Source organism: Colwellia sp. 75C3 (assembly GCF_002836255.1).
Lineage (GTDB): Bacteria > Pseudomonadota > Gammaproteobacteria > Enterobacterales > Alteromonadaceae > Colwellia.
Genome location: NZ_PJAU01000055.1, coordinates 212652 through 237448 on the forward strand (window position 1 = coordinate 212652; position 24797 = coordinate 237448).

Genomic DNA, 24797 nt, shown 5'->3' on the forward strand with positions numbered 1-24797 from the left:
AACATTATCAACTCGACTAATACGGAACTAATTAACTTATTGGGCTTTTATCGGATCAGGTATTAAATCGATAAAATCACTTTGCGGTAAGCTAATGGTATCTTGGATTTTCCAGTTGTTCTCAAAAGAGGTCAAGGTAAGCTTCCACTTTCCACTTATGCTGTGGTCAAAGTGATGTCTAAAATAGCCATTACCATCCTGAGTTAACGCTAAGTAAAAGTCTCTTTCTTCAAGGGTTGGATGAAAAAAACTGACATTAAGCAGTGGAAAAACTTTTTCAATACCGGTTGGTTTTATTATTAACTCATTATCCTTTAACTGAATAGCAAATCGCATGCCTAATTTTTGGGCCATCTTTACTTTGCCCACTTCTAGGTTGATGGATTTACCTTTTTTATAATAATCACCAACGACTAACGTATCAGGGTTAGTGTTAGCAATGATATAAGTAGTAATACCAGCTACAACAGCGGTAAAAGGAAGAATAAAAACTAACCAAGCCCAAGGCTCACGGTACCAAGAATCTTTCATAAAATGTACTTACGTTGACAGTAGAATATGGGGCAGGATTATACCTTTTTTATTAACGGGCAGCTAGTTTAGAACTATCTAAAAGACATAAAAAAACCCTTGATTACAAACTGTAACAAGGGTTTTTGTAGGCGGGGTTTTAACCGCGCATTACTTAGAGTTTCAACCGATAAGTACTTGTGGCGTTAACCCCATAGTACTCGAGGTTTCAATTCCGCAGTACTATAAGTTAATCTTGAGAAAGACTATAAACATAAGCACTAATTAGGTGAACTTTTTCTTCACCTAGAATGTCTTTCCATGGTGGCATAACACCAGCACGACCATTACGAATAGACTCTTCAATAACACGTTTTGAACCACCGTATAACCAAACATTATCCGTTAGGTTTGGCGCGCCCATAGGCAGACCTAATGCTAAACTACCTTGACCTTCAGAGCCATGACAACCAGCACATAAAGCAAACTTAGCTTTACCTGCTTTGGCTAAATCAGGGTCAACTGAACGGCCACTTAGGCTAATAACGTAGGCAGCAACTTCTTTAACGCCTTGGTCGCCGCCTAAAGCGCCTTCCCAAGCCATCATGCCAGAAGCAATACGACCATTCATAATAGTCTCTTTAATTACTTCAGGTGTACCGCCATATAACCAGTCTTTATCAGCTAGGTTAGGGAAGCCAGTAGTACCATGAGCATCTGAGCCATGACATTGTGAACAGTTTTGAATGAACAAACGTTGACCCACTTTTAATGCATCGCCATCAGTGGCCAAGTCTTCAATACTACGCGCAGCATAAGCTTCAAAGATTGGACCAAATTTAGCATCAGCAGCAGCAACTTCACGGTCATATTGAACTAATACACCAGAGTCTTTAAGTGAATATTCTAACGTTTTAGCTTTTGATTCAGCAATATTTAGAATACCTTGGTTAGAGCTTTTCCAGCCTAAAAGACCAGTCCAGTTACCTAAACCATAAAGTGCAATATAGCCAAATGCCCAAACAATAGTTAATAAGAAAAACGTACTCCACCATTTTGGTAGAGGATTATTTAACTCTTCAATGCCGTCAAAACTATGACCCATTGATTCGCCTTCTTCAACGCCGGCAAAGTTCTTTAAGCACATACGTAGTAGTAAAAAACAGCCTACTAGCGAGCCAAGGGTAAGAACCCAAACCCATATATTCCAGAAGTTAGACATTATTATTCGTCTCCTGTTTGCTATCTGTATCAAGGTGACGTTCTTTATTTTCTTTTGCTGCTTGCTCTTTTAAGGCAAGGTCTTCTTCAAAAATAGAGTTTGCAACTTCATCCATAGAGGATTTACGTTTTTTTGAATAAGACCAAACAACAATGATAATAAACAACGCCAATATAAGGAGGGCGACAAACCCTCTGAGAGTACCGTAATCCATCAGGGCTACTTCAACGCGTGGCCAAGTGATTGCAAGTATGCAATCAAGGCACTCATTTCAGTTTTACCTTTTACCGCATCTTTAGCGCCGTCAATTTCTGCTTGTGTATAAAGCGGAATTGCGTTGCCATTTTCGTCTTTATGGCTACGGTTACGAGTTAAGAAGTTGAATGTTTCTAACTTCTTACCTGTTATTTCCCCATCAAGGGTATTGGTGTTTAACCAATTGTAAGCAGGCATGTTTGACTCTGGCACCACTGAACGAGGATCCGTTAAATGGGCAATATGCCAATCATCACTATAACGACCGCCAACACGTGCTAAATCAGGACCAGTACGTTTAGAACCCCATAAGAATGGATGTTCCCAAACGTGCTCACCAGCAACACTATAATGACCGTAACGCTCTGTTTCTGCACGAAATGGACGAATCATCTGACTGTGACAGTTACTACAACCTTCACGGATGTAGATATCACGACCTTCCATTTGTAATGCAGTGTATGGCTTTAAGTTATCCACTGGCGTTGCTAATTCTTTTTGAAAGAACAACGGCGTGATCTCAACTAAACCACCAATGCTGATAGCAAAAACAGTAAATAAGAAGAACAAGCCAACGTTCTTTTCAACTTTTTCATGTGAATTTTTCATATGGCTCTCCTTAAGCTATTTCTACAGGCTTAAGACTATTGTCTTTAGCACCGATAGTTTTGAACATGTTGTAAGCCATTAATAAGAAACCAATGACAACGAGAACACCACCCACAAAGCGGATGAAATAGAATGGGTAAGAAGCGGTTAAACTCTCAACAAAACTATAAGTTAACGTACCGTCACTGTTTACAGCTCTCCACATTAACCCTTGCATTACACCAGAAATCCACATGGCTACGATATAAAGCACGATGCCGGCAGTGTGTAACCAGAAGTGAACATTAATTAAACGGATGCTGTACATGCGACCTTGGTTAAATAAGATAGGAATTAAGTGATACATAGCACCAATTGATACCATAGCAACCCAGCCTAGCGCACCAGAGTGAACGTGACCAACAGTCCAATCAGTATAATGAGATAACGCATTTACTGATTTAATTGCCATCATTGGGCCTTCAAACGTAGACATACCGTAGAAAGATAATGAAACAATTAGGAAACGTAAAATAGGATCATGACGAAGTTTGTGCCATGCGCCAGAAAGCGTCATGATACCGTTAATCATACCACCCCATGAAGGAAGGAATAAAACGATAGACATAACCATACCTACTGACTGAGCCCAATCAGGAAGTGCAGTGTAATGTAAGTGATGCGGGCCAGCCCAAATATATAAAGAAACTAATGCCCAAAAATGCACAATAGATAAACGGTAAGAGTAAACTGGACGCTCTGCTTGTTTCGGTACAAAATAATACATGATACCTAAGAAACCAGCGGTTAATAAGAAACCAACGGCGTTATGACCATACCACCACTGCATCATAGCATCGATAGCACCAGAGTAAATTGAGTAGGACTTCATTCCTGATACAGGGATCACCATTGAGTTACCAATGTGTAAAACCGCAACGGTAAGAATAAAACCACCAAAGAACCAGTTAGCTACGTAAATATGAGAAGTTTTACGTTTAACTAAGGTACCAAAAAAGACGATGGCGTATGAAACCCAAACCACTGCAATGAGAATGTCGATTGGCCATTCTAGTTCAGCGTACTCCTTTGATGAAGTGTAACCTAAAGGTAAAGAGATAATAGCTGCAAGAATAACAGCCTGCCAACCCCAAAAGGTAAAGGATGCCAACTTTCCGCCAAATAGTCGCGTTTGACAGGTACGTTGCACAACGTAATAAGACGTGGCAAATAAAGCACTTGTACCAAAAGCAAAAATTACAGCATTAGTATGAAGTGGGCGAAGACGGGAGTAGGTTAACCAAGGTGTATCGAAGTTTAACGCAGGCCAAATTAATTGTGCCGCGATAAGTACACCTACAAGTGTACCAACGATTCCCCAGATTACAGTCATTACAGTAAACTGACGTACAACATCAAAGTTGTAGTCTACTGCTGACGTATTACTTGTGGTCATGTTAAGGATTCCGCAGTGTTATTATTAATAGAAAGTACTTTTTGCTGTAATACCTAAACATGATAAAGCCTTAGGTATAGGACACAATTCATACTAACTCTATGTGTTTGCTCAATGAGCTGTGAGATATGTCACATCCGTGTAAGTAAATGTTTCAAAATCCCAGCAATTTTACCCTTTGGCGAGGATATAAATCAACAACTATGCGTGTTTATATTTGATGTAGATCAACAAAAGATAATTACCCTTAGATTGGACATGGATATTAAATTATCAAAAAAGACAAAAGTAACTCAATGAGTTAGCAACTTTTTATCAGTAATTGCTCTAATAACAGGTAACAAGTATGACATTGCACAGAGCCACCTCTAGTTATAGACGTTTTTCAGGGAATTGTAAGCGGTGATCTTTTAATTTGATGACTAGTTATCAGCAAGTTGTTTTAAACGGTTTAAAGATAGTAGGACTAGTAGTTTTCCTTTGATACTAATTAATTGTTCTTGCTGAAATTTTGATAATATTCGACTTAAAGTCTCTCGACGAATACCGAGGAAGTTAGCAATATCATGACGACTAATGGTTAACTCTATTTGAGTTTCATTACCTGAGTATTTTGCATAACGCTGACAAATATTAAGTAAAAATGCGGCCAGTAAGCATTCAGCGGATTTTTTACCGATAAGGGCTTGTGTATTACGTTGCTGCACGTAGCTTTGTTTTGTCAGTAACTTAATTAAATTTTGTTGTAATTCCGGGGCTAATTTCGAGCAAGCAGAAAGTGGAGCGACAAAAACCTGACAAACGGAGCTATCGTCCAAAGCGATTGCGCTGTAGTTATAAGTTTCTAAAAATAGAGCATCTTCTGCCATCAACTCACCAGGAAAGCGAAAGCCTACTATTTTTTCAATACCTGCTTCGTTTTGCTGAGATAATTTAAACGTACCAGAGCATACTGCGAATATTGCGGTTAGCGGTTTGGCTTGTTCGAACAACTTTACGCCAGTTACTTGATTGAGCAGGGGCGATGAATTTCTTCCAGCGCTAACTTCAATGCGTTTCGTTAGATAGTTACTGGTTAAATCAATAGCGTGATTTTCAGAACCAATAGGTAAGCAAACAGCTTGCATTGAGCAATGCTCGCAGTCAACGTAACGTGAAGGTTTTTGTTCTGCTGTGGCTTTATTTACTGTTTTATTGGCTTGGGTCATTTACTTACAACGATTATTTTGGCCGTTAATACTTAGGCTAGCTAGTTTACTGGCGTTAGTGGATAATAACAACGTTGCAGTAGAAGGTCGGCTTTACTGTGTAATAAAAGGCTTTATAACGTGTTAAAACAGCTCCCCCTTTTCGGTTTACTATTACTTTTAACTGCTTGTAAGCCTGTGAGTGAACAGAACTCTTCAAGTAATCATAGTGTATTAGTATCACAATGTATTGAAAGTCAGAGCCGTTGTGAAGTCAGTACGGAACTCGGTATTTTCAGTATAAAATTTTCCCAAAATCAATTATCTGACAAGGTTAAAACAGAGCTACCTTTTGTTATTGAATTGTCTCAACTTGCACAAATAACCACTCCAAATAAATCTAACCAAACTACAACAAAAAGTACTAAGCAAAGTATAACTAATGTATCAGCTTATCTAGAAGGTAAGGATATGTTTATGGGCAAGGTACCCCTTTTCTTCGAGCAAGGAGCTAATGAAGGTACTTATATAGCACAAAGCTTATTAGCAAGTTGTAGTGAAGATCAGATGGTTTGGCGTTTGTGGGTAACCATTGAAAGGGGAGAGAAAACGAAAACATTTTTTGTCGACTTTACTAGCCAGCGTTTATAGTTTGGTTTTCAGTTTGAATAAAATGAATCAGAAAATAAAAAAGCGAGCAGTGCTGCTCGCTTTCATCTTCGATGTTTGAATAAAGGTAGAACTTAGCCGTTAAATATTATTAGTTACATCAACAGCCAGCTTTAATCGCTGACCTGGCTGTAAATATTTATTTCTATCAAGATTGTTCCAACGCTCAATATCACTAATTCGCACATTAAACTTATCTGCTATACGTGCAAACGAATCGCCACGGCGGACTTTATAGGTAATATTGCGCATAATAGCGTTTTCAACATTGTTAACCGCGTCACGGTTGGCAAAGTTGGATTTATTCGTTTTGCGATTTTGTTTTTGCCAAATAACTAATTTTTGGCCTAGCTTTAAGGTATCTCTTGGAGCAAAGCCATTCCATTTGGCAATACTTTTACTATTCACTTTGTATTTTTGGCCTATATCCCATAAGTTATCTCCCGATTTAACGGTATGAACTACCTTAAGGCCTTTTTGCGGTCTACTCTGTTTTTTGGCAATACGTTGTTCTTGCGAAAAAACATAACTGTCTAGTGATTTAGCTGCTACAGGAATCAGTAAATGCTTGCCCGCCCGGATTTGATTACCCTTGATGTTATTAACTTGTTGGATTAATTCTACCCGTGTATTAAATTTATTGGCAATAACACCTAAGTTGTCACCGTTTTTAATTTTATAACGTTGCCAAGCGAGTCTGTCTTTCTTGCTTAGTTTGCTGAGTCCGAGCTCAAATTTCTCTACACTGTGAGAAGGTAATAATAAACGATGAGGTCCATCAGGATCTGTGGCCCAGCGATTAAAACCAGGGTTTAAGTGTTGTAATTCTGCTAAAGATAAACCGGCTAAGGTTGCTGCTTTGGCTAAATCGAGTTGTGATTTAATATCAACCTGACTTAAAACACTTTTATTGTCGATTGAGTAAAGTGATAAGTTAAAAGCTTCAGGGCGTTTTATTATATCTGCTAGAGCTAATAATTTTGGTACATAAGCACGGGTTTCTTTTGGTAAATCAAGTGACCAAAAATCGGTAGGTTTACCGAGACTTTTATTTTTCCTAACCGCTCTTCTAACACGGCCTTCACCTGAGTTATAAGCGGCTAACGCTAGCATCCAATCGCCATCGAAAAACTTATTTAAGTATTTTAGGTATTTAATGGCACCTTGGGTTGAAGCAACAACATCACGTCTGCCGTCATACCACCAGTTCTGTTTCATACCAAAGCGTTCACCAGTGGCAGGTACAAATTGCCACATGCCTGAAGCGCGACCGTGCGAATAAGCAAAAGGGTCAAAAGCACTTTCTACAATAGGTAACAGTGCTAACTCAATAGGCATGTCATTTTTTTCTAATTCTTCAACAATATAGTGAAGGAATGGCTCTGCACGTTTAGCGACACGTTTAAGGTAACTTGGGTGCTTTACGTACCAGTTTCTCTGCGAGACAAGACGTTTTTCTTCCGGTATATCAAAGGTTATTTGGCTACGAATGCGTGGCCAAATATTATTGTCATTAATAGATTTTTGATCTTTCAGCGTGTTATTTACAGAGAAGTCAACATCGGCAACAGGGTGGATAACATCAATGCTTTCATCAGCTAACAGTGCTTGATTTATTTCAATAGGATCTGCAGTTTCAATTTGAGACGCTGCAATTTGATTATCAGTGATGGTATTACTATCACTTTGGGATAGGCTTTGACAGCCAGCTAAAAGAACTACAACGGGTAATAATAAATACTTCATGGATAACCAGTAAAATCAGCGGGAAATTAAAAATGATTCAGCAGATTAGCATATTTAAGCAATAGGTGAAAATAGATCCCGCGATAATGGTATAAAAACTAAGTAACTAAAAGTTATCTTTCCATGCTCTAATCACCGAAAAAACCTCACTATCACTACTTTTATTTTGGTTAGTATAGGCTTGTGCGGCTAGTTTAATCGACTTCTCGTGGCAACGTAGAAAAGGATTAATTAGTAGTTCTTGCGCTATATTCGTTGGAATAGTTGCCTGATTTTGTTGACGCTTATTATCTACTTGCTCTACATAGTTATGCAGGTCACTATTATTGGGTTCAACGGCTAAAGCAAAGGCTAAATTTGCTTGAGTATACTCATGAGCGCAGTAGATTAATGTATCAGGCGACAAGTTTGCCAGCTTAGTCAACGAATGATGCATTTGCTCAGGCGTGCCTTCAAACAATCGCCCACAGCCACCTGAAAATAGAGTGTCACCACAAAATGCCATGGTATCGTTATGATAAGCAATATGGCCTTTAGTATGACCAGGTAAGTCGAGCACAGTAAACTGGCAATCAAGTTCAGCTAAGTTAACGGCATCGTTTTCTTTGAGTGTGACATCAAGTTGCGCAATACTTTCGTTAGCTGGACCGTAAACAGTTACCGGCCATGCTTTAGCTTCAGCATATTCAAGGAGTTTTTTAATACCGCCTACATGATCTCTGTGATGGTGGGTAACCAAAATAGCAGCTAAGATGACATTGTTTTTTTCTATGTATTCTATACAGACAAGCGCATCACCGGGATCAACAAGCGCTATTTTATCTTTGTTTTGACCGGAAATTGCCCAAATGTAATTATCGTTAAATGCTTTAATTGCCGTAACAATAGGGTGTAAGTTAGCCATAAAAGATTTTACCTGTAGTTCGTTATATACTTAAGTTGATTATACGCCTAAAAGAAGCCTCTATGAAACCAGCGTTAGCTTTTCGACAGCCGCACTACCCAAGTTCATGGCAAGCATTGCCTAATGGTGAGATCATCAAAAAGGCAATTGAGCAAGAACTTGCCCCTTGGTGGCCAAAGTTTTTTGGTTACCATTTGATTAAGGTGGGGGCATTAAGTAGTGAAATTGACATACCAGATTGCACTATAAACCATCAAATAAATATTAGTAGTAAAAGTGACTTAGTCGATGTGGTTGGTGATATTGATGATTTACCGCTGCAAGAGCATAGTGTTGATGTGTGTTTGTTAAGTCATGCGCTAGAATTTTCTCTTGATCCGCACCACGTGGTACGTGAGGCTAATAGGGTATTGATCCCCAATGGTTATTTAGTGATAACAGGTTTTAACCCTTTCAGCTTAGCTGGACTTAACCGCTTTACTCCGCATAGAAATCAGCAATCCCCGTGGAACGAACATTTCTTTACACCCATGAGGGTTAAAGATTGGTTACATTTAATGGGCTTTGAAATATTAGCCGACCAGCGTTGTCTTCCTACCAATTTCATTGGCAAAATGAGTGATAACGTTGTCGCAACGTCTTGGCGTAAATTTGCCGGTAATTATCTAACTTCGTTTGGCTCTGTTTATGTCATTGTTGCCAAAAAACGAGTATTACCCTTAACGCCAATAAAACCAAAATGGAAAATTAGAACCGAATTCAGTCCGGTGAAAGTACCGACTATGCGTGTGCATAAAAAGACTTTCCGACATAAAAAACAATAATAAAAAAGCCGCGTTATGCGGCTTTGTACTCTTTAACCAGTGTTCAGGTTATTTATACCCGTTCAAGTGAGGCGGGTATATAATATTACTTAGAACTAGAACTAGAACTAGAACTTATAACTTGCTTTTACATAAGCAAAGCGACCTTGGCTATTGTGAGCATTAGAAAAACTAGTCCAGCTATGGTAACTAAACGGTGGTTTTTCATTTAACAAGTTAGTGGCACCAAGGGTTAATGTGGTATTTTCAAAACCAATGTAATTCACGGCCGTATCAACTGTAATCATCGCCTCTACATCTTCTAAAGTCACGATTTCTGTAACAACATCATTATCATCTTTAACGGTTTGTATTCTTACCGTATTATCCTGTCTGAAATGACCAATATAGTTAACGGCAATATTCGCGCTCCAATCATCCTTTACCCATGAGGTATTGAATGTCCAGCGCATTTCAGGCTGTTCAAAGTCACCCTCCTGGACCTCAATACGTCTAGCGCCCTGTGAACCATCTTCATTAGCCGTTGGTCTAGAATCTTCATAATTTAAGACATAGTTGAGGGCGTAATTAAAGGTGAAATCACCGACATTACTTTCAAGTTTGTAAGTAATGTCAAAATCTAAACCGGATGTTTTAACATTACCAATATTTTCATATTGATCAAAAATTCGAACAACTTCACCAGGATCGCCAGCCACATTTGAAGGTAGGCGTTCTACCACAGTAGGATCGGCACCGAAGGTTGTAAATTTGAATTGAGTATCTTTAGTGATGATGTTCTCAATGTCATAACTATAATAATCAAGTGAGAAGTCAATATCATCGCTAATCTGATAAATAATACCTAAATTGATACTTTCAGACTCTTCTGGCCCCAATTCTTCGTTACCTGATAAAACCGCTGTATACTCTTGTAAATCACAGGCTTTATTGACATTACCAACCGCAGCACATCGCACGGTATCAACTAGCTCAGGTGATTCATCGGTATTACCTAAGCCAATCTGATGTAATGATGGCGCACGAAATGCTGTACCCCATGAACCGCGAAGCGATATATCCTCGTTAACGCTCCATATAAAGGCCACTTTTGGATCTGTTGTTGTACCAAAATCGCTATAATCTTCATGGCGAACTGCTAATTGTAGTTCTACATTATCCATTACAGGTACTGCTAACTCGGCATATACCGAGGTATTATCACGGCTACCATTGGCTTGAGTTGCTTCAGTACCAAAGATATCACCACGTATAAATTGATCATCTGGGTTATCGCTGATGGATTCCTCACGATATTCCGCTCCGACGGCTAACATCAAGTCACCACTAGGCATCTCCATTACTGGACCCGATACAGTGAGGTCCAAAGATTTATTGGTAGACTTACCATAACGTGTTGTTTGAGTTTCAATATAATCTAACGCTTCTTGCGTATTAGTTGAAGGTTCAAAGGGGTTCCATAATCCGCTATCTATTGCTTCTTGCGTTCGACGAGAATTAGGAAAACCGTCTACACCACGTTCAACGGATTCACTTTTGATATAGCTATAGGCCGTTTCCCATTGCCACTCACCGATTTCACCTTCTAAACCGAGTACGCCACGGTAATAATTTGAGCTCACTTGTTTTTCGCGGTTACCAATATCAACCATTCTTCGTCGCATCGTTAGATCTTGCTGGTAAAAATCATGCCCGGGCAGATCGGCCATAGGATGATTAACATTATCGCCTGACATAAAGAGTTCGTTAAAACTCGGGCTAGCTGCGCCTTTTATAACTGTTTTTGAGTTTTGACCATTAATATCAGCAAAACCACGAACATCATCATTTATTTCATATTTACCCGTATAGATAAAACTAAAACGTTCACTTGAGGGGACTGCACTTCCATAAGGAGCATAATCATAACGACATAAGGTGCCAACAATATCTTCTGCTGGGCAGACATCATTGCCAAAAGTATCTGGCAACCGAATGGTTGAATCAGAAGCTAATGCAATAGTGCCTGGATAACCTGAAGAGCTACGTCCATCGTTAGCGAATTGTTTTCCAGTTCGTGCTTTTTGATTTGCCGTAGCAGTATAATCACGGTCACTGTTCATGATTTCTTCACGGTCAAAATAATCTAACACAAAAGTATGGCTAGCTTTTTCAGAGGTACTTCCCCAAGCTAAGCTTATATTTGTTTCTTGACCACCACCATCGGCGGTATCACCTACTTTGGCAGAAAGCTCAGCTCCATCATAATCATCTTTGAGGATAATATTGATAACACCTGCAATTGCATCTGAACCATAGGTGGCTGATGCACCATCTTTTAAAATATCGACTCTTTTGATTGCGGCAAGGGGGATGTTGTTAATATCAACAAAGGCCGTGTCAATTTCGTTGGCAAAGGGTGATACGGCGATGCGTCGACCATTGATTAAGATTAACGTAGAGTCAGCGCCTAAGCCACGTAATGAAACACTCGAACCACCATTGCCTGTGCCATCACTACCATTACCCTGAGTAGAGAAGGTTCCTTGGCCTGCAGCCGGTAACTTAGTGAACAAACCAATTAAATCAGTTACACCTGTTTTGGCGATGTCTTCTGCGCTTAATGAAGATACAGGTGATGGCCCTGCCATATCACCTCTTTTAATATGTGAGCCTGTGACTTCAATACGTTCAACTTCTTCAACTTCAGCAGCTAAACTACTAAAACTTTGACCAGCAAAAAGTGCTGTTGAAATACTTAGCGCAAGTAAATGCTTTTTCCCTATTAACGATTTCATAATGTGTTCCTTTTGATTATTTATAGTTATTATTTTAAATGTCAATACTTCTCAAACGTAACAAAATGACAATAACTTGTTACTCAAAGCAACATCAGACTTGAAAGTTATAGCAAAAACTTTCAACACATGAAACAAAAACATTTTGACACATTATCAAGGGCTTGTTTGTATATTGTATAATTTGTGCGCTCTGCGTGTAATTATAAATGGCTGGCTTAGATCAAAACTAAAAATGAAGTGAGATATAGGTAACGGTGTCAAACAAAGGGTTGATGTCGTATGATATTTAAAATTTAATTTTGAAGTCAAACTCTATGCGTACAAATGAGCTAGAACACTATTTAACTGCGCTGTTAAAGCCACAGCAAATAAAAGATTTCACTGTGAATGGGCTGCAAGTGCAAGGATGTGACAACATTAATAAAGTGGTCACAGGGGTTACTGCGTCTAAAGCACTTATTGAACGTGCTATCAGTGAAAAAGCCGATGCCATACTGGTACACCATGGCTATTTTTGGAAAAACGAATCTTATGCTATTCGTGGCATGAAGCATGACCGCATCAAGGCGTTATTGGTCAATGACATTAATTTATTTGCGTATCATTTACCTTTAGATATTCATCCAACGCTTGGGAATAACGCACAATTAGCTAAGATGTTTAACATTGAAGCCGTTGAACCGCTCGAGTTGGGTAATCCGTTAAGTGTGGCAATGCAAGGGAGTTTTAAGCAAGCGTGTAGCGGTGAAGATTTTAGCCAGTTAATCAATAGCACACTCGATCGCGAATGCTTGCATATAGCTCCGCCGAGTAATAAGCCAATAAAAACTATCGCCTGGTGTTCTGGCGGTGGTCAAGGTTATATTGAATTGGCGGCAGAGCAGGGCATAGATGCCTTTTTATCAGGAGAAGTGTCAGAGCAAACTACACATATTGCCCATGAAATGGACATTCATTTTTTTGCTGCAGGTCACCATGCAACTGAGCGTTACGGGGTGAAAGCGTTAGGTGAACATTTAGCTGAAAAGCATGGAATTGAAGTAGTATTTGTTGATATTGATAATCCGGTTTAAGGCTCATTTAGAGCCTGTACACTCTTTATTATAAATTTACTATGACTTTAATTAAGCAGTGATTTAAACCATTGCACTATCATGCCTAAACTCTCATACCAGGCAATAGTGCTTTGCTCTAACTTCTTACTGCTGGGCATATAGTAAGGCCAACTCTTACTGCCCTCTGAATTTCTTACCCAGTAACCTGTGGGTGCTGCAATAGGGTATATTCCTTCTTCCTGAAAGTAATTCATAGAGCGAGGCATATGGTCAGCATTCGTTACCAGTATCACCTGAGTGCCTTGAACTCTCGGCGCAATTAGCTCTGCTTCTTCTTCAGTATCTTTGGGGAAATTTTCGGTAATAATCTTTTGCGCTGGAACACCTAAAAGTACCAGTGACTGCTTTACGGTATCAGCATTTGAGACCGAATTATGCCCACCATAACCTGAAGTGATTATTCTTGCTTCCGGGTGTATTTGATAAATACGTAACGCCTCAACCATTCTTTGTAATGAACAAGTTTTCAACTGGCTAGTTACCGGTAATTCAGCATTGGTATTATGACCGCAACCTAGTACGACAATATAATCAATTGGCACATTACTTCTAACATAGGGAGGGTAATCATTCTCAATAGCAGTCATCACCGTATCTGAAAAAGGCGGAAAGGCGCTGATAAAGAGGATAACTAACGCTGCCGATATACTCTTAATACTCTGTTTTGGTTTTTTCCGATGAACTATGAGCGAAAAAATAAGTAATAACAGCACTATATTAATAGGCATGATCAAGACGGTTATGATTTTTTTAAGAAGAAATAAATCCATATGATTTAACTAAGTTACCTAGAACATTGATAATTATTAACTATAACAATTATTTTGATAAAGTGCTTGTTCAAACAATGTTTTAAAGTGTCATATAAAAGTCTGTTGCAATATTGTGCAAAATCGGGTCTAATGATTTCGCATTGTGGTTTAGGGTGAATACTCTAAACCACAATGCACCAGAAGAGGTGCGAAACTTAGGTAGAAAACGCGAGGAACCACATTTCCAAGGACCGTTTTTGAGGGAAGTTATCGCCGAGAGTATTTAAGAGTGGACTTAAGTATTCGGTCACTAAGGTTGAATCCTTATGGCTGTCACCTGACGTATTTGTTTAATGATGCCTAACTAATTAAGTATCATTAAGCATCAAATAATAGGTGGAGAGCTTCTGGCTGAAAAAGTTTCGTTTATTTGCTGTTTACTCTATTTCCCTAAACAACAAAATACACCATTCGTTAACTACTCAGTCATGCTCTTCCAATAGTTGTTTACTCGGTTAATACACCAGTAAATGATTAGTGTTTTTATGGGAGAAATTTATGAATTCAGTACAATCAACATCTTCATTAACCGTAGCTAAGTTTGGCGGCACCAGTGTTGCTGATTTCCAAGCAATGTTACGATGCGCACATATTATCAAAAATGATACGAGCAACCGATTAATTGTTGTTTCAGCCAGTGCTGGTGTGACAAATTATTTAGTGCGTTTAAGTCAGAAAAATATTCCCGTTAATGAACAAAAGGATATTGTTGAAAATATCCGTGTGATTCAAGTCAATATTACTCAGCATTTATCTAGTGAAGTTGAAGCCGCGCTTAATCAAGAAATAAACAGCTTACTTGATGAGTTAACGCAACATGCTTTAACACAATCACTACAATACTCGACCAAAACCACTGACGCGATTCTTGCCTTTGGTGAGCAATTTAGCTCACGTATTTTTGCACAAGTTTTACAATCTATTGATGTTGCTGGTGGATATTTCAATGTACAGCAAGTGATGAAAACTAATAGCTTACATGGTAAAGCGGTAGTCGATATCAATGAGCTAAGTAAGCAATGTACACTACTTCTCGCACCTAAACTCGTGGATAAAGTAATTGTTACTCAAGGGTTTATTGGCCAAGACAGTCACGGTCATACAACGACGCTAGGCCGAGGTGGCTCAGATTATTCAGCAGCGTTACTTGCTGAAGCGTTAAATGGCACGAATTTATCCATTTGGACTGATGTTGTCGGTATCTTTACCACCGATCCACGTATTACTGATCAAGCACGCGCGATAAAAGAAATTAGTTTTGGTGAAGCGGCTGAAATGGCTACCTTTGGCGCTAAAATATTACACCCAGCGACGCTTATCCCAGCAATGCGACGTAATATTCCGGTTTTTGTTGGTTCAAGTAAAGAGCCAGAAAAGGGCGGTACACAAATCAAAAAAGAAGTTGAGTCTAACCCAACGTATCGTTCAATTGCTTTAAGACGAGAGCAAACGTTAGTGACGGTAAAAAGTCCCGCTATGCTCCATGCTAGTGGCTTTTTAGCGAAAGTATTTGGTGTGTTAGCTAAACATGAATTAAGTGTTGATTTGATCACCACCAGCGAAATTAGTGTCGCGTTAACCTTTGATAACCCAAGTGGCTCAACGCAATCATTAATTACTAATACGGTTGTTGCTGAATTAGAGCAACTGTGTGAGGTGAGTGTTGAGAATGGTTTGTCGTTAGTTGCCGTTATTGGCAATGGTTTAACGGGCGCTAAAGGTATTGGTCAAAGCATTTTTGAAACGATAAATGATATTAATATCCGCATGATTTGTCACGGTGCTAGCGCCAATAACTTATGCTTTTTAGTTGATGAACGAGATGCCAATTTTGTGGTAGAGAAATTACATAATACCTTGTTTTCTTAAAATGTAACTTCTCATAAGATTTAGATATTTTAAAGAGCAGTACTTAAATATTGCTCTTTAAAATAGTGTTTACCTATCCACTCTTTGATTACTCATCTTATCAATTAACTGATCCAAATCTAGGGTCAAACTCTTTAACTTTTCTGGTGTTAATCCAGTCACCCCAAACATTTTTTCAGGGATATGTTCAGCGTCTTGTTGTAGCGCTATACCCTTTGCCGTTAATTTAATGATAACCACGCGCTCATCTTTAGACTGACGGATTCTGCTAAGTAAGGCTTGAGTTTCCATGCGTTTTAATAAGGGTGACAGTGTGCCTGAATCTAAATCCAGCTGACTACCTAACGCTTTAACCGAAATACCTTCTTTGTGTTGCCATAAAACTAGCATCGCTAAATATTGAGGGTAGGTCAGTGCCAAGTCTTTTAAAATGGGCGCATAGAGTCTGCACATTAATTTATTTAAACTATAAATTCGAAAACATAGCTGTTTTTCTAGTAGTAAATTATTACTCATCAGCTATTTCAACAACTTTTCAATATCAGCGGTTATTGCTTCAGGTTTAGTTGTTGGAGCATAACGTTTTACCACTTCGCCTTGGCGATTAACTAAAAACTTAGTGAAATTCCATTTAATTGATTTAGAGCCAAGAATGCCAGGGGCTTCATTTTTTAAATAGTTAAACAGTGGCTCTGCGTTATCGCCATTGACGTCAATTTTATTAAACAGTGGGAATTTTATATTGAAGCGTAAATCACAAAATTGCTGGATCTCTTCATTACTGCCCGCTTCTTGTTGTTTAAATTGATTACAAGGAAAAGCCAAAACTTCAAAACCTTTAGCTTGAAATGAATCATGTAGCGATTGTAATCCTTGATATTGAGGAGTAAAACCACAGTTACTGGCGGTATTAACAATAAGTACAACTTTATCGGTAAACTGTGTTAACTCAACAGTTTCTTGTTGATTGTTCTGTACTGAAAATTGATAAATATTACTCATCTAGGTTATCCCTTAAAGTTAAATAGAAAGCCTGTTTTAATGGCTAAATAATCCAATGTGAATTGCACTAAATAAAGTTGCGCGCAATCTTAATGAGTTTATTGTAAATGAAAATTGATCAATTGCAAAGTTGCTAGAGCAAAATAAAAAACTGAAGTAAACTGACTTGGTTGAATAAATTAACAAATTAATGAGTGAAAGGTATATATATGAAAGTAGCATTTATTGGTCTTGGCGTTATGGGTTACCCAATGGCAGGGCATTTGAAAAATGCCGGTCATCAAGTATGTGTATATAACCGTAATAATGATAAAGCCTTAGCTTGGCAGAAAGAATTTGAGGGTGATATTGCGGCAACGCCAGCGCTAGCATCAAAAGGTTGTGACATCGTCTTTGCTTGTGTAGGTAATGATGATGACGTAAGGCAGATTGCGTTAGGCGAAGACGGGATTTTCGCAGGTCTTGCTAAAGGCAGTATCTTTGTAGATCATACAACGGCATCAGCAGAGCTTGCCATTGAGCTTGCTGCAATTGCAAATAAAAATGGACAACACTTTTTAGATGCACCCGTTTCAGGTGGCCAAGCTGGTGCAGAAAACGGTGTGCTAACAGTGATGGTTGGTGGTGAAGAGGCAGTCTTTGCAAAGGCTGAGCCTGTTATGGCTGCATTCGCTCGTTTTAGCCAAATAATGGGCCCAGTAGGCTCAGGTCAATTAGCTAAGATGGTCAATCAAATTTGTTTTGTTAATACCGTACAAGGCTTAGCCGAAGGGTTGAACTTTGCCAAAAAAGCAGGATTAGACACTGATAAGTTACTTGATACTATTGGTAAAGGCGCGGCAGGCTCTTGGCAAATGGATAATCGTGGCAAAACGATGTGCGCGGGCGAGTTTGATTTTGGTTTTGCCGTTGACTGGGTAAGAAAAGATCTGGCTATCGCTTTTAAAGAGGCTGAAAAATTAGGTGCTGATTTAACGGTAACTAAACAACTTGATGGTTATTATCAAGAAATTCAAGATAATGGCGGAAATCGTTGGGATACGTCTAGTTTGATCTCACGCTTTAAAAAGTAATTAATAAGATTATTTAAACTTATCTAGCTCGAACGTAACTTTAGTTTGAGGAGATTTGAAGTTATATCTACTTACTTCAGGCTCGTATTTGAAAAACGCCAGACTACTAGTCTGGCGTTTCTTCGTAATGCAGTATCACATTATACTTTAGAGGTTAAATACCATTGGTACTGTTGTTAACATTAATATTACTATCAAGCCAATAGCAGCTATATTTAACCAAAACCCAGCTCTTGCCATATCGGCAATACGTAACTTGCCCGAACTAAATACAATGGCATTTGGCGGTGTTGCTACGGGCATCATAAATGCGCAGCTAGCTGCTAATGCTGCTGGAATTACTAGCATCAGAGGTCCATCAGTGAGTGTTACTGCAATGGGTCCGAGTAAAGGTAAAAAGCTTGCTGCAGTGGCCGTATTACTAGTTACCTCTGTTAAAAATAATATGGTGATTGTGACGATTAAGATGGCACCAATAACAGGGAACGTTGAGGTTGCTTCAAGTTGAGTCGCGATATAAGCCGCTAAACCTGATTTTTTGATCAAGCCTGCTAATGCTAGACCACCACCAAAAAGTAATAATACTCCCCAAGGTAAATTCTTGGTGTCATCCCACGATAAAATACGGATATCTTTTTTACTATCAACGGGCACAATGAATAACATTAGTGCGACAAACATAGCAATACCGGTATCAGATATGGCAAGCCCAGTCAGTTTCGCGAGTAGAGGTCTAAATATCCAACCTAAAGCTGCTAGGGCAAAGAAAAACAGTACTAACTTTTCACCTTTTGTCATATCCCCTAATTCTTGTAACTTAGTTTTAAACATACTAGTGGTATCAACTTGCTCCCCTTCATTTACTTGATAACAAACACGAGTCAAAATGACCCAGCACATGACTAAGAGTACTGCAGATAGTGGCACACCAACAATCATCCATTGAGCAAAGCCTATTTCAATACCATAGCTATCTGATAAGTAGGCAGCCATCAGCGCATTGGGTGGCGTTCCAATTAAAGTTGCTAAACCGCCAATACTCGCTGAAAAAGCGATGGCTAGTAACATGGGTTTTGAAAAGTTATCTTTGTTATCTGAATTTTGTTTTTGTCTAACCATTTCAATAATCGATAAAGCAATAGGTAACATCATTACTGCGGTTGCCGTATTAGACATCCACATTGATAAAAAGGCGGTCACCAACATTAAGCCACCAATTTGATGGCTTGGCTTAGTACTCACTAAAGACATCGCTTTTAAAGCGATACGTTTATGTAAGTTCCAGCGCTCCATCGCTATTGAAATGAAAAAGCCACCGAGAAATAAAAATATTAGCGGATGGGCATAGGATGCGGTTGTTACTTTAATGGGAGCTATGCCAACAATAGGCGCCACGATTAAAGGGATAAATGCAGTTACCGAAACCGGTGTTGCTTCAGATATCCACCATGTTGCCATCCACAATGCCAAACCTAAGGTATGCCATGCTGCTGGCGACATGCCTTCAAAGGGAGATGGAACTAATAAGGTTATCAGCATTAATGCTGGACCTAATATAAGCATACGCATTGGCGTTGCCTTGTTTTGAATGTCACTCATAAATTTCCTCACTATGTTTTTTATAACGATATTGTTTTTTTATAATAGTTCTACACGATGAAGTGCAAAGATACTGCCATGTTTTTATCTGATTGTTATATATGGCTTTTGTTGTTTGTAGATGTTTTTTATTACACCTAAAAGTATTGATATCCACCCATAAATAAACTCTGATGAGCGGTAAACCGCCCAAATAAATTGCACGCAGTAGGTTTTAAGGTGATTTAAAAAAAGCATCGGCTTAATTGCTAAGTTTTACTCATGGTATTTAGCTAATAGAAGGTGTGTAGAAAGCTCTGGATGATCTTTGCGAATAATTACCTAATGCGTAGTCGCATGATTAGTTAATGGTGAGCTTAATGTGGGGGGATTTCTATATACCCTAATAAGTATTTAGGGGGATATCCCCCCAATAATTAACAAGTGAAAATCCCTGTGTTTTTATAAGTGTTTGTTAGCGTTATTTATATTTTGATTTTTATCATTTTGTTTAATTGGCGTGAACATTGCGATAACAAGGAGTCAACGTAAGCCTTAAGGCGATTGACTCCAATACCAATATAAAAACTTCTTAAGATAAAGGGGAACAACATGAAACATATTCAAGTAACCACGTCAGGTAAAGCAGATAGAACAAATAAAAAAGGCCATGCAGGTAAATCACTTTTATTCACGGCATTGTTAATCAGTTGCACAAGTGCCAATGCGACTGAAGCAGTAGATAGCTCTTTTTATGGCTCATTGCGTTTGGGGGCTGACTATGTTGATAGTGGTACTTCCGATGACGCGGCAAATGGTCGAGATTATTTAAGCCGAGTTGGTGTTAATGCCGAAGTTAAATTAGCAGATGGTTTAACGGGTTTAGGTAAAGTTGAGTACGGTTTACGCGGGGATGATGGCGTTAATTTTAATCAAAATGAAAAAGCGGGTATGCGCCAGATATATGTAGGTCTAAAAGGTGATTTTGGTACCGTCACTTATGGCTCGCAAACTATTATATGGCATCAATACGTACGTAGTGCGTATTTTTCTGATGCTTTAGACTCACTGCGCCAAGGTGCTATTCGTGATGATGATATGTTGCAATGGCAAAAAAGCTTTAACCATTGGAAGTTTGGAGCCGCCATTCAAACAGAGCAACAAGATGGTGATTCTATTGATCAATACCAACTAGCGGGTCAATATCATAATGAAGGTTTAAAACTCCAAGTTGCTTTAGCCGCTGATCAACAAGGCGAAAATACCGGTAACTTATATGGGCTAAGAGCTTGGTATGATATCTCCAAAGCATTCACTGTCTCAGCATTTTATCACTTGGCAGAAAAAGACTTTGATATCTATAAGGGTAACTCCTCGGGGAATGTTCGTTTAGTCTCTGCAAAAGATTCAGGTAAGGTCGGAGGGGTAACTGCTTGTGCTGATGAAGAGCGTTCAACGGCAGGTTTATATGGAAAATGGCGTCAAGACAATAACCAAATACATGCTCGTTATGCTGTTAATACTTGTGAAGTTAAAGGTGATGTAAGCTCTATGAAAGTTGAGTACATCCGTTACTTCTCTAAGAAGTTTCGTCTGTGGGCATCATTTGAGCAGTTAGATAATGACACCACTCGTTTACCATCAACGGGAGAAAATATGTCGGAAATGCAACTTGGTGTTCGATTCGATTTCTAACATACCCATAGGTACCATAAACACTGAAGAGGTATACTCTTATGAATATGCTTCTTGATTGTTTACGGACATGCAAAGGCATGAGCTAATTTGGCGTAAGCGGGTGTAGAATTTGATATGGAACAAAGTGTTTTTTATCAGACTAAATAGCTAATGAACTACAGTAAACAACGTGTTAACTTGAAAAATAGGTAAGCAATAGTTGGTTTATGCCAATCCCATTAAGTTTGTGATCGTCTCATGGGCAGTAAAATAATTTAATGACATTGGTATTATTCACAAGGTGAATTCTTTTGGTCAATCAAGGTAAATCAAAGCGTAAAAACTATATAGTGTCCATCTTGGTGGTTGTTGGCTTATTGCTGACTATTGAACTTACCCAGCTGATAGGTATGAATAATGCCTATCAGCAAATGCATCAACAATCGAGCCAGCAGTTATCTAATTTAGTTGGCTATATAGAAAATATTCTTGCTCGTTTTGATAAAATTCCCAAAGTCTTATCAAAACACCCCTTACTGACACAAGTATTAATGTCACCCAATGAGCATAACAAAGTGACTAGGCTAAATGAGCTGTTGGCAGATGTGCGCACGATGACTCAAGCGTCAGATATATACCTTATTGATAAAAATGGTATCACTATTGCGGCAAGCAACTGGCAACTAGCTACCTCATTTGTCGGCATGGACTTTACCTTTAGACCTTATTTTCAAGACGCTTTAAAAGGTAAACTTTCGCATTATTACGCCGTAGGGTTAAGCAGCGGCAAGCGAGGTTTTTATTATGCTTATCCGGTGATGTTCGATAAGAAGATTATTGGCGTTATCGCATTAAAACTCAGTATTACAGATATTGAAGAGCAATATAAAAAGACAGTATTAACCGATAGTTTTAACTTCCTCATTGTCGCACCCGATGATGTTGTTTTCATCTCAGATCGGCCCGAATGGCGATTAAAAACCATTGGTAATATCTCTAAAGACAAATATAACGAAATAATAACCGCTAAACGTTATACCGATAAAAAAATATCTTCGCTCAAAGTGACTGACATTTCAAATTACTACCTGCCCAAAAATCTCAGTAGTAAATTACTCGAAGTGACTAGCGATAATAAAACCGAGCAAGTACTGGCCATGCAACAGTTGATGAAAACGGCTAATTGGCAAGTTCATCTATGGCGCTCTGTTACTCCCATGCAAAAGCAACAGAACTTTTTAATTATACTAAGTGCCAGTGGTTACTTTTTGATTGTTTTTTTATTGTTATTTACCAATGAACGACTTAAAAATGCCCTAAGACTTAAGCAGTCTCAACAGTTGTTAGAAAGAAAAGTTAAAGAGCGCACAGTAGACTTAAGTGCCAGCAATGACAAATTGGTTGAAGAAATAGCGCAGCGCCAACAAGCGCAAACTCAAATGAATAAAATGCAGGAAGAATTGATTCAATCAGAAAAGTTAGCGGTAATTGGTAGTATGTCAGCGGGTATTAACCATGAAATTAATCAACCTTTGACGGCTTTACGAAGTTACTCAGAAAATGCGCTTGCCTATCAAGCACGTAATATGACAGATAAGGTGAAAAACAACCTGACACTCATTATTGGCTTAGTCGATAGGCTGAGCGATATTGTTAGTCAGTTTAATAGTTTTTCTAGAAAAAGTACCGGAATTGCAACAGCAGTTAATGTGCACACCAGTCTTATGGCGGCAATGAGTATTGTAAAACACCAAGCGAAAGCGGCCAGCGTGACGTTAATCAGCAAACCTTGCTTAATACCTTTGTATGTTTTTGGCGATGCCATTCGCTTTGAACAAGTACTGGTTAATTTATTAAGTAATGCGATACAAGCACTGAGTGAGCAAGCAGATAAACAAATAACGATTGCGGTTATAGACGAAAAAACGCAGGTTATTATTGAAATACGAGATAATGGGCCCGGTATTTTAGCCGATAATATTGACCGAGTGTTCGAAGCATTTTTCACTACCAAAGATAATTTTGGCTTGGGTTTAGGTTTATCTATTTCGCACCGTATTATTGAGTCTATGCAAGGTCAACTTAACGTAAGTAATCACCCCGATGGCGGTGCTATTTTTACCATTAGCTTACCTATAACGCAGGTTGAGTAAGGAACATTATGGAAACTAAACAATTAGGCGTGGTCTTTGTTATTGATGATGAAGAGCATATACGAACCGCCATTGAACAAACTTTTGAGCTACAAGGTTTTGAAGTTCGGACATTTTCACAGGCTCATCAATTACTTAACCAGCTAAGTGATACTTGGCCGGGCGTTGTCATTAGTGATATTAATATGCCTAAAGTTGATGGCCATCAGTTGATGAAAAGTATCAAAATTATTGACGCAGATATCCCAACCATCTTACTGACTGGTTTTGGTGATATATCGATGGCAGTTCAGGCGATACGCAATGGCGCCTATGATTTTATTGAAAAGCCATTTAATAATGATGATCTGGTTGATACCGTAAAAAGGGCACTAGATAAACGTGCTTTAGTACTTGAAAACCGACAGTTAAAACAAGAAATAGAAACGCATTGTTCACCTGGCCCTCGAATCTTAGGCAATTCTCCCAACATTGTACAAATGCGAAATATATTGCATCAAGTGATGGATGCACCGGCAGATATTATGATTGATGGCGAAACAGGAACAGGCAAGGAATTAGTCGCACGTTACTTACACGACCATAGTATTCGCCGGGAATGTAACTTTGTTGCCCTGAACTGTGGTGCCATTCCAGAACATATCATTGAAAGTGAATTATTTGGTGCCGAGAAGGGCGCTTATACCGGCGCTGATAAAAAACGCATTGGCAAATTTGAATATGCCAATGGTGGAACTTTATTTCTTGATGAAATCGAGAGTACGCCAATGGCATTGCAAATTAAGTTGTTAAGAGTGTTAGAAGAGCGAAAAGTGGTGCGCTTAGGCGCGAATGAAGGCATAGAACTTGATGTTAGGGTGATTGCCGCAACTAAGGTCGATTTATTAGAGTTATGTGCTCAGGGCTTGTTCCGTGAAGATCTGTATTATCGTTTAAATTTGGTTAAAGTCGATATTCCTCCCTTGAGAGAACGTATTGTAGATGTACCCTTACTTTTTCTACATTTTGCGCGTATCGCTTCTGCTCGTTATAAAAAGGAATTGATACCGTTAACACAAGAGCATAAAGCACAGTTATTAAGTTATGAATGGCCTGGCAATGTAAGAGAATTACGTAATTTGGCTGAGCGTTACATTTTATTAGGAGAGGCGGCAGCGTTTAATCTTAAAACAAATGCTAACGTCAATTCAATGCACAGTAGTATGGGGCTTATTCAGCGGGTTGAATTTTTTGAAAAATTTCTGATCGAGGAAGCACTGGCTAATAATGAAGGCTGCATTAAAGACACTATGGAAGAGCTTAATTTAGCAAGAAAAACACTTTATGATAAAATGAAAAAATATGAATTAGAGCGTAAAACTTATCAATAACCTTTCG

General features: G+C 38.7%; 21 protein-coding genes and 1 riboswitch. Of the genes, 8 read left to right on the forward strand and 13 right to left on the reverse strand.

Annotated features, from left to right (window positions below; all coding sequences use genetic code 11):
• Positions 1-36 precede the first annotated feature (36 nt).
• From CXF85_RS15015 to CXF85_RS15045, 6 genes are all read right to left on the reverse strand, one after another.
• Entirely contained in the window at positions 37-531 is a 495-nt protein-coding gene (locus tag CXF85_RS15015; protein ID WP_101229457.1) for a FixH family protein, read from the reverse strand.
• Positions 532-760: 229 nt separating this feature from the next.
• Positions 761-1732, reverse strand: coding sequence for a cytochrome-c oxidase, cbb3-type subunit III (ccoP, locus tag CXF85_RS15020; protein ID WP_101229458.1), 972 nt, complete (start codon positions 1730-1732; stop codon positions 761-763).
• The gene (locus tag CXF85_RS15025; RefSeq protein ID WP_101229459.1) at positions 1725-1946 is read right to left on the reverse strand and encodes a cbb3-type cytochrome oxidase subunit 3; all 222 of its coding nucleotides are present in this window, start codon (positions 1944-1946) and stop codon (positions 1725-1727) included. Before CXF85_RS15025 ends, ccoP begins: the two co-directional genes overlap by 8 nt.
• A 5-nt stretch (positions 1947-1951) precedes the next feature.
• Positions 1952-2596, reverse strand: coding sequence for a cytochrome-c oxidase, cbb3-type subunit II (gene ccoO, locus CXF85_RS15030; RefSeq protein ID WP_101229460.1), 645 nt, complete (start codon positions 2594-2596; stop codon positions 1952-1954).
• Between the two features lie 10 nt (positions 2597-2606).
• Complete coding sequence (gene ccoN, locus CXF85_RS15035; RefSeq protein ID WP_101229461.1) at positions 2607-4031, reverse strand: cytochrome-c oxidase, cbb3-type subunit I; 1425 nt, start codon at positions 4029-4031, stop codon at positions 2607-2609.
• 422 nt (positions 4032-4453) lie between these two features.
• Positions 4454-5239, reverse strand: a complete 786-nt coding sequence (locus CXF85_RS15045) for a Crp/Fnr family transcriptional regulator (RefSeq protein WP_101229463.1) — start codon at positions 5237-5239, stop codon at positions 4454-4456.
• A 177-nt stretch (positions 5240-5416) separates the two neighbouring features.
• Between CXF85_RS15045 and CXF85_RS15050 the strand changes: the two genes are divergently transcribed.
• Positions 5417-5869: a hypothetical protein gene (locus CXF85_RS15050; protein WP_232771217.1), complete on the forward strand. Its 453-nt coding sequence runs from the start codon at positions 5417-5419 to the stop codon at positions 5867-5869.
• A 99-nt stretch (positions 5870-5968) separates the two neighbouring features.
• On the opposite strand, the gene CXF85_RS15055 is transcribed toward CXF85_RS15050, so the two are convergent.
• Entirely contained in the window at positions 5969-7633 is a 1665-nt protein-coding gene (locus tag CXF85_RS15055) for a lytic transglycosylase (protein WP_101229465.1), read from the reverse strand.
• Between the two features lie 106 nt (positions 7634-7739).
• Positions 7740-8537 (reverse strand): hydroxyacylglutathione hydrolase, encoded by a 798-nt coding sequence (gloB, locus tag CXF85_RS15060; RefSeq protein WP_101229466.1) that lies wholly within the window; start codon positions 8535-8537, stop codon positions 7740-7742.
• Positions 8538-8599: 62 nt separating this feature from the next.
• Between gloB and CXF85_RS15065 the strand changes: the two genes are divergently transcribed.
• The gene (locus CXF85_RS15065) at positions 8600-9361 is read left to right on the forward strand and encodes a class I SAM-dependent methyltransferase (protein ID WP_101229467.1); all 762 of its coding nucleotides are present in this window, start codon (positions 8600-8602) and stop codon (positions 9359-9361) included.
• A 107-nt stretch (positions 9362-9468) separates the two neighbouring features.
• Here CXF85_RS15065 and CXF85_RS15070 read toward each other — a convergent pair whose 3' ends face one another.
• Entirely contained in the window at positions 9469-12138 is a 2670-nt protein-coding gene (locus CXF85_RS15070) for a TonB-dependent receptor plug domain-containing protein (RefSeq protein WP_101229468.1), read from the reverse strand.
• 317 nt (positions 12139-12455) lie between these two features.
• On the opposite strand from CXF85_RS15070, the gene CXF85_RS15075 reads away from it, so the two are divergent.
• A complete protein-coding gene (locus tag CXF85_RS15075; protein ID WP_101229469.1) occupies positions 12456-13214 on the forward strand; it encodes a Nif3-like dinuclear metal center hexameric protein in 759 nt (252 codons plus the stop codon).
• A gap of 47 nt (positions 13215-13261) precedes the next feature.
• On the opposite strand, the gene CXF85_RS15080 is transcribed toward CXF85_RS15075, so the two are convergent.
• Entirely contained in the window at positions 13262-14026 is a 765-nt protein-coding gene (locus CXF85_RS15080; protein ID WP_101229470.1) for an ElyC/SanA/YdcF family protein, read from the reverse strand.
• A 175-nt stretch (positions 14027-14201) separates the two neighbouring features.
• Positions 14202-14423: riboswitch (Lysine riboswitch) on the forward strand.
• A gap of 143 nt (positions 14424-14566) precedes the next feature.
• On the opposite strand from CXF85_RS15080, the gene lysC reads away from it, so the two are divergent.
• Positions 14567-15937: a lysine-sensitive aspartokinase 3 gene (gene lysC, locus CXF85_RS15085; RefSeq protein WP_101229471.1), complete on the forward strand. Its 1371-nt coding sequence runs from the start codon at positions 14567-14569 to the stop codon at positions 15935-15937.
• A 69-nt stretch (positions 15938-16006) separates the two neighbouring features.
• Here the strand turns inward: lysC and CXF85_RS15090 are convergent, their stop codons facing one another.
• A complete protein-coding gene (locus CXF85_RS15090) occupies positions 16007-16390 on the reverse strand; it encodes a MarR family winged helix-turn-helix transcriptional regulator (protein WP_232771218.1) in 384 nt (127 codons plus the stop codon).
• 66 nt (positions 16391-16456) lie between these two features.
• The gene (locus CXF85_RS15095; protein ID WP_101229473.1) at positions 16457-16939 is read right to left on the reverse strand and encodes a glutathione peroxidase; all 483 of its coding nucleotides are present in this window, start codon (positions 16937-16939) and stop codon (positions 16457-16459) included.
• A 203-nt stretch (positions 16940-17142) separates the two neighbouring features.
• Between CXF85_RS15095 and CXF85_RS15100 the strand changes: the two genes are divergently transcribed.
• Entirely contained in the window at positions 17143-18012 is an 870-nt protein-coding gene (locus CXF85_RS15100) for an NAD(P)-dependent oxidoreductase (protein ID WP_101229514.1), read from the forward strand.
• A 147-nt stretch (positions 18013-18159) separates the two neighbouring features.
• On the opposite strand, the gene CXF85_RS15105 is transcribed toward CXF85_RS15100, so the two are convergent.
• Positions 18160-19611: an SLC13 family permease gene (locus tag CXF85_RS15105; RefSeq protein ID WP_101229474.1), complete on the reverse strand. Its 1452-nt coding sequence runs from the start codon at positions 19609-19611 to the stop codon at positions 18160-18162.
• Between the two features lie 591 nt (positions 19612-20202).
• Here CXF85_RS15105 and CXF85_RS15110 point away from each other — a divergent pair.
• From CXF85_RS15110 to CXF85_RS15120, 3 genes are all read left to right on the forward strand, one after another.
• Positions 20203-21285 carry a porin gene (locus CXF85_RS15110; RefSeq protein ID WP_101229475.1) on the forward strand — a complete coding sequence of 361 codons (1083 nt, stop codon included), beginning with the start codon at positions 20203-20205 and terminating at the stop codon, positions 21283-21285.
• 293 nt (positions 21286-21578) lie between these two features.
• The gene (locus CXF85_RS15115) at positions 21579-23420 is read left to right on the forward strand and encodes a sensor histidine kinase (protein WP_101229476.1); all 1842 of its coding nucleotides are present in this window, start codon (positions 21579-21581) and stop codon (positions 23418-23420) included.
• Between the two features lie 8 nt (positions 23421-23428).
• Positions 23429-24790, forward strand: coding sequence for a sigma-54-dependent transcriptional regulator (locus CXF85_RS15120; RefSeq protein ID WP_101229477.1), 1362 nt, complete (start codon positions 23429-23431; stop codon positions 24788-24790).
• The last annotated feature ends 7 nt before the right edge of the window (positions 24791-24797 follow it).